The following is a 12,639-nucleotide window of genomic DNA, read 5'->3' as shown; positions in this document are numbered from 1 at the left end:
ACCGCGGGAGAGGTTGGCCGAGTGAGGAAACGACTTCATCTGAGAACGCGGTTCTCCGCCCTAAGCTCTTGGTGAGATCCAGATCTGGGAAATCTTGGAAGCGCCCCGCCTATTGGAAGCGCCCCGCCAAATTGAGCATCTCGGCGAGGTCGATCAGATCTTTCGCTTTGTAGTCCCAGCCAGCTTGGGGTCCTCGGCTCCCCGCCCTGGAAGGATCCGCAGCGTTGGATCGAACGATATATGCGGTCCTCAATCCGCAGCGGCGTGCCGCTTCCAGATCGTAGTCGTGCGACGCCACCAGCATAGCATTCTGTGGCTTGACCTCAAGGAGCTCGCAGGCTCGCAAATAAACCCGTGGCATCGGCTTGTAAGCTCGAAATATGTCAGCGCCCAAGATGGCATCCCAAGGCAATTTGTTATGTTTCGACACGTTCACCAGGAGCCTGGTGTGTCCGTCAGACAGCGGCGCGATGATGAAGCGCGACTTCAACCGGGAAAGACCCTCAGCCACATCCGGCCAAGCCTTCAGACGATGCCACGAAAGGTTGAGACCTTGAAGCTCATTGGGTGAGAATGGTTGAGAAGCCAACCCAAATTCCGCAAGGCTAGCGTCTAGATTTTCCCTGTTCACTTGGTCAAGGGAGGCGAACGAGCGCTTTCCGACACGGATGTCGTCTACCGAAGCATCGTAACGTCCCACCCACGCATCAGCAAACACCTCAGGCTCTATATGGTCAATATTGTAACGCTCAAAAAACTCAGCGACTGCAGTCGTTATGCTTCCACGCCAGTCGACCATCGACCCTAGTACATCAAAGAACAATACTTGAATGTTGCACACGTCATTCCCCTCCCTGTGAGATATGTTGGCCTGGATACCACGCAACACCGGCTCCCAAATGGATTGATGCACGGATTGATTGCAAGTAGGCTTTCTCAGAAAAGCAGAGCTTATTAAGTACCCGCTGCTAATGTTGTAAAACTTCTTTCAGTGACGTCATGATGAAGCCGCTCGAATTGACAACATCGCCGCTGGGATGGTGTTCAACAGTTGCTCGCGCGATACTCCGTCGCGCGCCTGCACCGCAAACCCGAGCAATATTGTGGCGTAGTGTTCTGAAAGGGCTTGCGCGTCCGCGTCTTGCCGTAGCTCGCCTTCGTCGATAGCGCGTTGCAGGCGCTCGCGCAGCAACGCTGCGCGACGGCGGCGATAGGTGGTCAGAAGGTCCCGGACGCCATCATTCTCGGCCGTGCAGTTCGTCGCCGCCAACACGACCATGCAGCCTTGCGGGCGCCCTTTTCGCGTACAGTTCTCGATCGCCTCGCGCAGGCTGCGCTCAATGGCCTGTGTGGCTGTTGGCTCTTCAGCGATAGCCCGTTCGGCAAAGCCACCTTCCTCGGCTGCATAGAGCGCGACGGCTTCACGAAACAACGCTTCCTTTGATCCGAAGGCCGCGTAGATGCGCGCGGAAGCAATCCCCAGCGTTTCTACGAGGTCGGCCATCGACACGCCCTCGTAGCCGCGCGACCAGAAGGCGTCGCGCGCCTTTGCCAAGGCCGCATCCCGGTCGAATTCGCGCGGACGTCCAGCCATCGAACTCTCCATTCTTTATCAAACAACAAATAATTCGCTTGACTGGGTAATGCAAGCCCGTATTCTTGGTGGATCGACAAAGAATAATCATGGAGTTTGACATGACCGCATCGGATCATGCTGGTGCAATGCCGGCAACGGGGACTGGCGCGCGTAGGGGCGGGGCGCTGGCGCTACTTGCCTTCGCCCAACTCATCTACTCGCTTGACATCAATATCGTTTTCGTCGCCCTGCCCGAGATTGGAGCCAGCCTCGGGTTTTCGGGCCAAACCCTGCAATGGGTGGTAAGCGCCTATATGGTCCTGTGCGGCGGGTTCCTGCTGTTCGGAGGACGCGCGGCGGACCTGATCGGCCAGCGCCGCATGTTTGTCTTCGCACTCTGGCTTTACGCACTTTCGTCGCTGGCTGGCGGGCTGTCTTGGTCGCCGGAGGTGATCGTCGCAGCGCGTGCCGTGCAGGGCATAGGCGCAGCCTTCCTGTTCCCAGCCACACTGTCGCTTATCAACCGTCTATTTGCAGAAGGGCCGGAGCGCAACCGGGCGCTGGCTGTGTGGGGCGGGGCCGGCGCGAGCGGCCTCAGTGTCGGTGCGCTGGCAGGTGGTTTTCTTACCGCCACATGGGGCTGGCCGGCAGTCTTCTATGTCAACGTCGTGCTGGCCGGAATCGCCATGGTTGCGGCATTCCTCGTAATCCCGCGCGATCCCGCACGCAACGAACGCCGCAGTTTTGACCTTCCCGGCGCGCTGACGGTGACAGTCGGCGCGACGCTTCTGGTCTTTGCGCTGGTCGAGGGGCCGGAAATGGGCTGGGGTTCGTCCTCCGTCATAGGCGCTCTTGTCCTGTCGGCGATCTCCCTCGTTGCGTTTGCGGTGATCGAGGCGCGCAGTGCCGATCCGCTGATGCCGCTGCGCCTTTTCGGCAATCGCAGCCTCGCGATCGGCATGTTGATCACCTTCCTGTTCATGGGCACATTCGGTGCGCTGCCATATTTTCAAACTATCCTGTTCCAGAATGTGCAAGGCTTCTCGGCACTGCAAACCGGCTTCGCCTTCCTCGTGCCTTCCGTCGCCATTGTGATTGGCACACAACTTGGCGAGCGGCTGGCGACGAGGCTTTCCACGCGTACGACGCTGATCGTCGGAATGGTGGTGGGCGCGGTCGGTACGGCGTTGCTCGTTCCTGGCTCCCATGCGGACAGCACTTATCTCGCCATTGTACCGGGCCTGATCGTGTCGGGTATCGGCCAAGGCATTGCTTGGACTGGCATGTGGATCGCGGCGGCTTCCGGCGTGCATCACGACGAGCAGGGGGTGGCGTCGGGCATGGCCTCTACCACGCTCAGCGTCGGCAATTCCATCGGCCTAGCTGTCCTGATCGCCATCGCCAACCGGCATGTCGGCGGGTTGGGGGGAGACGCGCTCCGCAACGCCGTCGCCGAAGGCACGCAACTCGCCTTCTGGCTGGCCGCTGCCGGCATCCTCGTCAGCCTCCTTGCAGCTTTCGCACTACCGGGCAAGGCCAAACTTGCGGCAGAATGACAGTGGGCGATTAGCGATGCGACGCGGCAACGTTAAGCATCGATGATCGACCGCCAACGGGGAATGCCGATCTCGCTGGGATCGCGCATTCCTCTCGTATCGTTGATCCAGACGCTCGCCGTGCAGAATACCTGAACGTTCGCTACGCGGCGAACGCGCGCTCAGCGTAGCGCATGGCTATCCGCTCCCGCCCCGCTGCTCAGATAGCGGACGAACCACCTTCCGCCCTCATGCTGGCCCCTTCGGCAGTTCGACGCGGCGTCCCCAAGCCGGCCCTTCGGCCACACCGCAGCGCCCCGTCAATCCATGTTCAATGGGCAAATTGGGGACCAATCGGGAAACAGGTTCAGTCAATGTGTAAGCGCCACACCGCTCACTATGGGCCCGATCTCGTCGAAGAAGCTTCGTCCGCTGGGCGCGAACTGACGACCCTTTCGGCCCAAACCGGTTATGAAGCCTGCCTTGCAGCGAAAGGGGAACTCCTCTATGAACCGCCCCATGATCAGGACCATGCTCATTGCCGCAATCTATTATGCGGCCTCTCCATAAGGAGCGGCGCGTTTCGATCATGCCTTGAAACAAGCCGCCGTCAGGCGGCTCTGTTCATTCTGGAGAACCCCTGGCGGCAACACCAGGAGACTTCTCGTGACGCACTCAGAGACCACCACTGACCAATTCAAACCACGTTCGCCAGTGCTGAAGACGCTGGTCGAACGCGGTTACGTAAACCAGGCGACGGACCTCGCTGGCCTCGATTCCGCCTTCGAGGAAGGAATCGTGCCTGCCTACGCAGGTTTCGACGCGACAGCCGACAGTTTGCATGTCGGACATCTTCTTCCAATCATGACCCTGCGTCGACTTCAGCAGGCTGGCCACAAGCCCATCGTCCTCATTGGTGGCGGCACTACACGCATCGGCGATCCGAGCTTTCGATCCGAAGTGCGGCCTATGCTGACGGACGAGCAGATCGCCAGCAACATCGCGGGGATCAGAAAGGTCTTCGACCGCCTTCTCGTCATCGGTGACGGCCCAACGGATGCGGTGATGGTCAACAATGCGGATTGGCTGGACAACATCCGCTGGATCGACATGCTGAGAGATGTCGGCAGGCACTTCTCGGTCAACTGCATGCTCTCCTTCGACAGCGTCAGAACAAGGCTGGAGAAGCAGGAGAACCTGAGCTTCCTGGAGTTCAACTACATGATCCTCCAGGCCTTCGATTTTCTCGAACTATCCCGCCGCGCAGGCTGCCGCTTACAAATGGGCGGAGCCGATCAGTGGGGTAACATCATCAATGGCATTGAATTCGTGCGGCGGACCGAGGGGCAAGAGGTCTTCGGTATGACAGCTCCGCTTCTCACCGTCTTCAGGTGTGAAGATGGGCAAGACTGCGGCCGGAGCCGTATGGCTGAATGAGGACCGCCTGTCGCCCTACGACTACTGGCAGTTCTGGCGCAATACGGAGGATGCCGATGTCGTGCGCTTCCTCAAGCTCTTCACCGACCTGCCGATGGACGAGATCGAGCGTCTCGGCCGCGCAAAGGGCGCAGAACTCAACGCAGTCAAGGAACGTCTTGCCAATGAAGCCACCAGGCTTTCGCACGGCGCAGATGCAGCGAGGGAGGCTGCAGCGACGTCCAAGCAAGCCTTTGAGCATGGGGAGGCCGCGCAGGGACTGCCAACACTTGAGTTGGAGCATGAGGAACGGTCAAGCGGCGTCACTCTCGTCGAGCTCCTGGTCCGTACGGGGCTGTCGTCGTCCAAGAGTGAGGCAAGGAGAGCAATCGCAGGTCGTGGGGTTCGGCTCGATGGGGATGTCGTTGAAGACGTCGATCTTGTTGTGTTGGTACAGCAAACGCCTGTCCGGCTCTCCTTCGGGCGAAAACGCCACGCCGTCCTCAAGTGATAGAGACGCGCCGGGTAACGGGGCCGCGTTCCGCCCTGAGCGGACGACGTGCCCCCAGAACTCACTTTCGGACCGTATCCGCGACAAGGGCCTTGGCATGACCATGGCCCAGCCCGTGTTCCTGCTTGAGCCACGCGACAAGCTCCATGTGCTTCTTTCCGTCCTGCCTACGAATGAGGTCTTTCCACTCCGCGATCGGACGGCCGTATTTGGCCTCGATAGATGGAAAATAGGACGCGGGACCCTTCACGGTATTTGTTGCCAATTCACCCTCCAAGCAGCAACCGGTTCGCTTGAGAAATGGTAGCACGGGCAGACGCGTTATCACAATAGTCGGCCGCAGTTGGCGCACACGCGACGTGACGACGCCACGAGCGATGTCCGCTTTCAGGGAGCGCGCGAGACGTCTTCTATGGCCGAGATGAAGGCGCAAAGCGGAATTTCCGGTACAGGCTCGGAGCAGTCCGACAGCTTCAAATCTTCACCCGCAACGTGTGGTTCGAAGGCACTCGAACATGGCTGGCTTCTAATCGACGCGAGAGCTATAGCTTCCTCGCCTAAGCCCCTTTTGATTATCTCCTGCTCCAAACGGTAGGGACGGTCCTCGTACTTGACAGCCACCCTTCATCTGCACACTCTGCAGCCGCAGGAACTGGGGCGTCCTGTGGGTCAATAGGGGGTTCTATGAAATACCAACTGATGACGCTCGCTGCGTTGCTGGCGGTAAGCGGCTGCGCGAAGCGGCCGGACGCCATCGTTCCGGCTGACATTCCGATGCAGGCGTACACGTCCTATGGCTGCAACGAGCTCGCGGTGGAGTTGGCGAAGGAGAAGGCGAACCTCGCCGCCGTATCCAAGAAACAGCATGACGCTGCAACAGGCGACGCCTTCGGAGTCTTTCTAATCGGCGTTCCGATGTCGTCGACATTCGGCGGAGACAATGAAGGCAATGTGGCGGTGGCAAAAGGAAAAGTCCAAGCTATCGAGTCCGCCATGACAAGCAAGAAGTGCAGCGCCCCTGCGGGTTAGGCTTCCTTGCGAAGTTTGATGGGTTTTCCGTTCTCCGACAGCGCCCTTCACCAGCCCGATCCTTTTGCATGGCGGCGGGTGTCGGTCTCACTCTTCAAGCGGCCGATGTGCAATCGCCAAAGGCACAAACGCAGGCTCGCCGTCGCCGCTCTCCGACAGGCCCGGCATAGACTCAAAAGGAAGCGCCAGAATGCCCTCGCGCACTTGCCGGCGCCAGAACGAAAGCTGGTGCGGAACAACGTCATGACGGCGCGCGACATCAACAACACGAACACCAGGCTCAAGGCTTTCCGCCACGATCCGAGCCTTCACATCATCTGGCCAACGCCGGTTTCCGCGGCGCGGCTCGACAACTTCGTAGCGCCCAACAAATCCATCATCTGCCATGCAAATCTCCAGATAGTTTTGGAAAACTTTTCGCACGCCCGGCCAGCTTCAGAATACAGCCTATCCAATGGGGCGGAGACGGCGCTTACGGCTCGTCTCCGCCTGATGCGGATTCTTGCCAAGGGATGCGGTCAGCCGGTGCGGGCGTCGAACCCTTCCGGCTGAGGGCAACGTTTTCGGCGTTGCATCACGACCAGGGAGACTGCCGCTCTCCTTTGTGCGAGGCGAAAAACGTTCCGGCGGCCCCGGCCTGGTCGAAGATGAAAAAAGCCGAGCTGGCGGCATTCGCCGCCCGCGAGGTCCGCGGTATCGGCTGGCTTCCCGAGGCCATGCGGCTAGGAGATGAAGGTCCGTTGCCCTTCGACGAAGCGGCATAACCGTTCTGCCGGTCGCGCCGGTGGCGCGGCCGGCTTACTTCCTTCTTGGAGAACGAATTTGTCCCGAGCGGGACGTTTTCGGTGCGCTGAGCCCGCCAGAAGCCAAAATCGTCCCGATCGGTTCTTTTTATGGATTTCTAGCGCCGGCACTGCTATCATCATCCCGATAGGGACGATTTATGCAAACGATCATCGATACGAAAACTCTGGGCCTGCTGATCCGCGAGGAACGCAAGGCGCAGAAACTGACCCAGGAACAGCTCGCCGGCCTGACCGGCGTGGGTGTGCGCTTCGTGCGCGAGCTCGAAGCCGGGAAAGAGAGCTGCCAGATCGGGCGCGCCCTGCAGGTCGCTTCATCGCTGGGGCTGACTGTTTCAGTTAGCAGCCGGCGGGAGAGTGCGCCGTGACGCATCTTCTGGATGTCTGGTTCGGTGAAGCCAAGGCGGGCGCTCTCAGTCAGGATGATGGGGGCGCGCTCGCGTTTGCGTACGACCGCGACTATCTCGGGCGCAAGGAGACGCGGGCGATCTCGTTTTCCCTGCCGCTCTGCGAGGAGCCGTATGCGGACCGGGTCGTGCGGCCGTTTTTCTCCGGCCTTCTCCCGGATGAGAGCGCGCGGCAGCGTCTTGCCGGGGCGCTCGGGATTTCCGAAGGCAATGCCTTCGGCCTGCTGGAAGTCATCGGCGGGGAATGCGCGGGGGCCTTATCGCTCTACCCGGCGGGGCAGACGCCGCCATCGTCGGATGATGATGGCGTCGAAATTCTCGGGACAGAGCGGCTCGAAGAGCTAATCGGCAAGCTGCGCGACCGCCCGCTGCTGGGCGGGCAGGAAGGCGTACGCCTTTCCCTCGCGGGCGCGCAGGACAAGCTCGCCGTGTGTGTCGAAGGCGAAAGCATCGGCCTTGCCAAAGGCGGCCGGCCAACAACCCATATCCTGAAGCCGTTCATCCAGGCGCTGGAAGGCACCGTCGAGAACGAGCTGTTCTGCCTGCGCCTTGCGCGCCTCGGGCTGCCGGTGCCCGCCGTTGAAATGCGCCGCGCGGGCGCGGTCTCGTTCCTGCTGGTGAAGCGCTATGACCGCGTGCAGCACAAGAACGGGTCTATCACCCGCCTGCATCAGGAAGATTTCTGTCAGGCGCTGAGCGTGCCGCCCGAACTCAAATACGAAGAGGAAGGCGGGCCGGGGGTAAAGGCGTCGTTCGACTTGATCGACCGGGCGACAGCCCGGCCGGCGGCGGATCGCCTTGGCTTTATCCGCATGCTGGTTTTTCACTATCTCGTCGGCAATGCCGACGCACACGGCAAGAACTATGCGCTGCTCTACCGGGAGCGTGTTCCGGACCTTGCGCCGCTGTATGACGTAGTCTGCACCGCCGCTTATGCGCGGCTTGCGAAGAAACTCGCGATGGCGATCGGGGAGCGGAACGTGCCGGAGACGAGGGGCGCACAGCGGCTTCTTGTGAAGGACATCGCCGATCTCGCCGACAGGATCAGGGGTGAGGCCGACGCATTGGCTGCAGAGTTCGAGGCGGCGGGCAATGCTCACGATGTCCTCAAAGCCATACGCGCCGTCATAGAGACGCGGGCGACCCATCTGCTGCGCATTACGGAAAAGGTTTGAAGCTCCTGCTGCGCCCACACTCCTCTCATGACTCTGGGGGAGCCGCCCGGCAGAATTCCCCTCGTGCAAGTGAGCATAAGGCTGCGCCTGGCACCTAGATTACTGCGGCCATCAAGAATCCAGCACCAGTTGTGAACTGGCAAGGCTGATGAAAATCCCGGAAACAATCCATGGAGGCGTGCCATGCACGACACGGATGCGTTTGCGCGGATGCCGGTGCGGGAAACTCCTGCCGCGCAGCCGCCCCTCTCTGAACTGCTTCTCGTTTTCGAGAAGGAAGTCGATGTCTCATCCAAGGATGAGCTCTATCGCGTGCGCGACAACGGAGCCGTTCTGCGCCGCGCGCGCCCGCTACGCCGCGTTCGACCTCTCGACGAGATTTGGACGTTCGGCACTCTCAACTGGCATACGGGCTACCCTGAGCTGGCGGGCCATGTCGTGCACCGCATCGTGGCGACGGCCTTTCACGGGACGTGCCCTTCGTCCGACTACGTCGTCGATCACATCGACACCAACCGCCAGAATAACCGCGCCGAAAATCTGCGCTGGGGGACAGGCTCGATAACATCCTGCTGAACCCTATTACTCGCACACGCATCGAGCTGGCGTATGGATCGCTGGAGGCCTTCTTCGAGAATCCCGGCGCGAGCTTCCTTCCCAACATGGAATAGATGCGGGCCGTGACGAAGGAGCAGGCGGCGGAAAGCCACAAGCGCCTTCTGGCATGGGCGCAAACGGGGCAGAATAGCCGGGGCGGTTCGCTCGGCGCATGGATTCACGAGCCTGTCAGGCCGAGCATCCAGCCCAACGACGTGAAAGGAGATGCTGCGCAGCTGGCGGCGGCGCAGCAGGAAGCGCTTCAAGCGCCGGCGTTTGAGTTTCCCGTGACAGAGCGGGAGGTGCGGATACCTGGTGCGGTCAGAAGGACGCCCATTCATGACCCGCAGCCGATCGACCGGGAGTCCCTGACGCGGGGGCTTTTCAGCGCAAATGGAAGACGCCAACGGAATTCCCTCAATGTCCGTCGGCGGCGCAAGACGACGCGCTGCAGGCCTATCTCGCCCGTCTTGTTCCCGGCGCCGCATTTACCCGCACCCAATACGGCGAGAATATTGTAGTGGAGGCTGCCATCGGGCCCGACAACGTCATGTCGGTCGTGTGCAGCGCGCCGCCTGACAGCGTGAAGGGGTGGACCCGCGCCAAGGTCTACATTGAGGGGGATCTGTTTTGCCATGAATCCGGCGGGACGTTCTTTGAATTGGTGGGGCCATGAAAGAGCACTGCATATCTATTGGCGCGCCATACGAGCATTTCGGACAGACCTTTGATAAATGTTGCTAATGACCGCGGGAGAGAGTTTGCAGATTTCACTGACCAACGAAGAAATTGAATCGCTCGCGAAGTCATACAGCTATGCTGACGATGTGGCTTTGGGCCACCGTATGACAGAAGCCCAAGCCCGGGGATCGATGACGTTGGAAGACCTGCAGGGTGTTGCTACCTGGAAGTGGCGCGGCGGTCGCACACGGAATCTTGTAAGCGAAAATAGTGCGGAGGATGTTCAGGAAATAACGCGGGTCGCGTTCTCCGCGACGAGCGAGCGTCTCAAAATGGGCGCACTACTTGCCTTGCGCGGCGTTGATTGGCCTATGGCCAGCGTCATTCTTCACTTCGCCTTCCCTGATCATTACCCCATCCTTGATGTGCGGGCGATGAATTCTGTCGGAGGGTCTACGAACTACACCTTCAGTTCATGGATGGAGTACGTCGCGCTCTGCCGCGACAAAGCACGGGCTGAAAACGTCACCCTGCGCACGCTTGATCGCACTTTGTGGAGTGCCGATAAAATGAAGGTTCCCCGCCGCCAACGTAGACCACGCCAGGTACAGAAATAGTCTATCTATGCTTTGCTATCTTGCTCACCAATTTCCGCCATTTGTAGAGAGTTTCCTAGAGCGTGGACGGCACCTGCGTCGTCGTTTCCGGGAGGAGACGGTCACCGACCTGATGATGGGAAGCCTCATCACGGCCGGGAGCGGGAGAGTGATCGTGGATTTTCCCAACGAGCCTGTCACCGGCGCAGACATGGAATGGAACTTCGTCAACCAGACGGACGGCACATTTCTCCGCATCTTGCTGCAAGCAAAGCAAGCTTACGGTGAAGGGGAAAAGTGGACGCGGCACGCATATCGAGAATTACTGCACACGTCGGGCAAAGGCGGCAAGCTTCAGGTAGAAACACTTTGCGATACCGCCCGCGTGCCCGGATCGGCAACCTATCCGTTGTATATCCTCTATCACCCGGCCCATACCTGCACGCTCGCACGCACGGACGGCGTTTCGCATGTGGCGGGGGTCAACTTAGTTGACGGCTACTTGATCGAGCGGCTTGTTAAAGCGGCGAGTACCCGCGCGCTGCGCACCAGCAACAAAAGCCTTCGCGTAATTTCCCCGCATATTTTTCCGTTGAGTGAAATTTTTTGTCCGCCGACGGTGCTCCCCGTCGGACCATTCGCATTCTCGCCGGGTGGTGCCCCCGCCCCTCTTTATGCGGTGTCGTCTGGCGGCCGGCGCGCGATCGGATTTGCGATCCCTCCTACGCCGACGGAAGTGCGCAACCGTCTTGCGGAGAGGCGAGGTAGACCGGCTGGGGGCGAAGGTGTTCCACAGGTTCCGGAAGTTTCTCAATCGATTCCTGACGACGTGGCTTCAATCATTTCGCGCTATCGCGAACCCAGCGTGCATGATGAGCCTGTTCCGGTGAGCCGCTGGCGTATCACTTTCGTGTCGGCCACTTTGGCTGACGATATTGAAGCCGAGTAGGCGGGCAAGGAGAGCTATTGGAAAGCGGTGCGGTCATAGGGATCGATGTAGGCTGCTCGCCCGCGAGGCGGTCAAGCGCCATTTGCAGGCTGGAATGGTCAAGCACGACCGTGTCTTGGCGCAACGCTAGGTTCCGGGCAATCGAGCCGGAGAGAGAGCAGGCCATCGCGGGGCTCGCGGGAGGGCAGCCCATTTTGGCCGCCGCTTTCGACGGCCCCATCAGGCGCGGCTTTGAAATCATCGGCCGCTACCGGAGAGCAGAGCGGATGCTGACACGGCGCCTTCGCCCTCTCATTGGCAAGCCAGGACAATCGAGCGCTCCGGTCGGCAAACTTCTGAACCTGCATGCCAATACCTGCGTAGGTCACGTAGTCAGGCATGCAGACCTGTGTTCCTCACGGCATGACCTTGCCATCGACGAAAAGGCATTGGTCGAGGCATTCCCGAGCTCGTTCCTCGGCATGATGATCGCGGACCCTGAGCGTCTCGCGGCGCGTAGAGGCGACCGCTCCGACACCTTTTACAAACACCTCGCGACGGAAGGCGTTCTTGCGTTGTTGATTTCGCATTGCCTTCCGGGCAGGCAGTTAGCGTCGAACCTCGCGGCTGTCGTCAATCACGACGACCGAGCCGCATTTGTCTGCGCGTTAACGGCGCTCTGTGTAGCCAAAGGTGACTTTGTCGCCGTCGGTGACGACGATGGCTGGATCATACTGCCGCCGAAGAATTTTATCGCGCCAAGCCGATGGCAGCTACTTCAGCTCAATGCCAATGAAGAGACTGCCACGAGCATTCATATCGGCTCCGCTATATTATAGAGCTGCTACAATGACATAGGAGTGCCCGGGTTCATCTCGTCCGGCGCGCCATTTCAAATGAAATCGAATATGTGGGGCTTGGCCATCCGCAGCTGTTTTGTCGGATCGGGCGTCAATATGACGAACTCCCGCCCCGCTAATGCCGGAAAAGATAAGGAAGGCGCGAAACGTGTAGCCTTCGAAACGGTAGTTATCACGCCTGCGCGCATTAGCTGCCGCGCATATACTGCCAATTGCAAGCTACCTTGCCTCGCATTCTCCTACTGCACTACCGGAGGGGGATAACATCTGCCGATCGAGTACAGGTAGTTGGTGATCTGCGCCTTCAGATGGTCGCGCTCACCATAGGTCTCGGAAATTCGTATCAGCTCCGGCTCGACTGCCTCATAGACATCGTCCGGCAGATCGGCGTCGGCAATGACGTAGAAATCGGCCACCGCCCGGATGTCGCAGCCGGTCGCCACGATATCGCTGACGAAGTCAGGGATCTGCTTTTCAGTCATTATCACCATAGGCACCTCCGTATCTTTGGTTGTCTCTGACGCC

General features: G+C 59.8%; 12 protein-coding genes and 2 pseudogenes. 9 read left to right on the top strand and 5 right to left on the bottom strand.

Annotated elements, in window-relative coordinates; translation table 11 throughout:
• Window positions 1-109: 109 nt before the first annotated feature.
• Window positions 110-841 (bottom strand): haloacid dehalogenase type II, encoded by a 732-nt coding sequence (locus tag MUU54_RS13000; protein ID WP_247244443.1) that lies wholly within the window; start codon window positions 839-841, stop codon window positions 110-112.
• A 156-nt stretch (window positions 842-997) separates the two neighbouring features.
• A complete protein-coding gene (locus tag MUU54_RS12995) occupies window positions 998-1,555 on the bottom strand; it encodes a TetR/AcrR family transcriptional regulator (protein WP_247244442.1) in 558 nt (185 codons plus the stop codon).
• A gap of 140 nt (window positions 1,556-1,695) precedes the next feature.
• Between MUU54_RS12995 and MUU54_RS12990 the strand changes: the two genes are divergently transcribed.
• Together MUU54_RS12990 and tyrS are read left to right on the top strand one after the other, a co-directional pair.
• The gene (locus MUU54_RS12990; RefSeq protein ID WP_247244441.1) at window positions 1,696-3,132 is read left to right on the top strand and encodes an MFS transporter; all 1,437 of its coding nucleotides are present in this window, start codon (window positions 1,696-1,698) and stop codon (window positions 3,130-3,132) included.
• Window positions 3,133-3,777: 645 nt separating this feature from the next.
• Window positions 3,778-5,038, top strand: a pseudogene (gene tyrS / locus MUU54_RS12985) (tyrosine--tRNA ligase).
• A gap of 61 nt (window positions 5,039-5,099) precedes the next feature.
• Here tyrS and MUU54_RS12980 read toward each other — a convergent pair.
• Complete coding sequence (locus MUU54_RS12980; protein ID WP_247244440.1) at window positions 5,100-5,303, bottom strand: DUF4287 domain-containing protein; 204 nt, start codon at window positions 5,301-5,303, stop codon at window positions 5,100-5,102.
• A 419-nt stretch (window positions 5,304-5,722) separates the two neighbouring features.
• On the opposite strand from MUU54_RS12980, the gene MUU54_RS12975 reads away from it, so the two are divergent.
• The gene (locus tag MUU54_RS12975; RefSeq protein WP_247244439.1) at window positions 5,723-6,067 is read left to right on the top strand and encodes a hypothetical protein; all 345 of its coding nucleotides are present in this window, start codon (window positions 5,723-5,725) and stop codon (window positions 6,065-6,067) included.
• A 93-nt stretch (window positions 6,068-6,160) separates the two neighbouring features.
• Here MUU54_RS12975 and MUU54_RS12970 read toward each other — a convergent pair.
• Window positions 6,161-6,454 (bottom strand): annotated as a pseudogene (locus MUU54_RS12970) (transposase); the annotation flags it as partial.
• Window positions 6,455-7,010: 556 nt separating this feature from the next.
• On the opposite strand from MUU54_RS12970, the gene MUU54_RS12965 reads away from it, so the two are divergent.
• The 6 genes from MUU54_RS12965 (at window position 7,011) to MUU54_RS12940 (ending at window position 12,093) form a co-directional block, all read left to right on the top strand.
• A complete protein-coding gene (locus MUU54_RS12965; RefSeq protein ID WP_247244438.1) occupies window positions 7,011-7,238 on the top strand; it encodes a helix-turn-helix domain-containing protein in 228 nt (75 codons plus the stop codon).
• Entirely contained in the window at window positions 7,235-8,452 is a 1,218-nt protein-coding gene (locus tag MUU54_RS12960) for a type II toxin-antitoxin system HipA family toxin (RefSeq protein WP_247244437.1), read from the top strand. The genes MUU54_RS12965 and MUU54_RS12960 overlap by 4 nt, the downstream gene beginning before the upstream one ends.
• A 183-nt stretch (window positions 8,453-8,635) precedes the next feature.
• The gene (locus MUU54_RS12955; RefSeq protein ID WP_247244436.1) at window positions 8,636-9,028 is read left to right on the top strand and encodes an HNH endonuclease signature motif containing protein; all 393 of its coding nucleotides are present in this window, start codon (window positions 8,636-8,638) and stop codon (window positions 9,026-9,028) included.
• A gap of 782 nt (window positions 9,029-9,810) precedes the next feature.
• The gene (locus MUU54_RS12950; RefSeq protein WP_247244435.1) at window positions 9,811-10,347 is read left to right on the top strand and encodes a hypothetical protein; all 537 of its coding nucleotides are present in this window, start codon (window positions 9,811-9,813) and stop codon (window positions 10,345-10,347) included.
• 7 nt (window positions 10,348-10,354) lie between these two features.
• The gene (locus MUU54_RS12945) at window positions 10,355-11,275 is read left to right on the top strand and encodes a DUF6615 family protein (RefSeq protein ID WP_312038825.1); all 921 of its coding nucleotides are present in this window, start codon (window positions 10,355-10,357) and stop codon (window positions 11,273-11,275) included.
• Window positions 11,276-11,469: 194 nt separating this feature from the next.
• On the top strand, window positions 11,470-12,093 hold the full coding sequence (locus MUU54_RS12940) for a hypothetical protein (RefSeq protein ID WP_247244433.1): 624 nt from the start codon (window positions 11,470-11,472) through the stop codon (window positions 12,091-12,093).
• A gap of 260 nt (window positions 12,094-12,353) precedes the next feature.
• Here the strand turns inward: MUU54_RS12940 and MUU54_RS12935 are convergent, their stop codons facing one another.
• Window positions 12,354-12,605 carry a Y4lK-related protein gene (locus MUU54_RS12935; protein WP_247244432.1) on the bottom strand — a complete coding sequence of 84 codons (252 nt, stop codon included), beginning with the start codon at window positions 12,603-12,605 and terminating at the stop codon, window positions 12,354-12,356.
• Window positions 12,606-12,639 lie beyond the last annotated feature (34 nt).

The organism is Pseudorhizobium tarimense (assembly GCF_022968135.1).
Lineage (GTDB): Bacteria > Pseudomonadota > Alphaproteobacteria > Rhizobiales > Rhizobiaceae > Neorhizobium > Neorhizobium tarimense.
The sequence above is the reverse complement of the archived record's forward strand: the minus strand, read 5'-3'. Positions and strand labels throughout refer to the sequence as shown.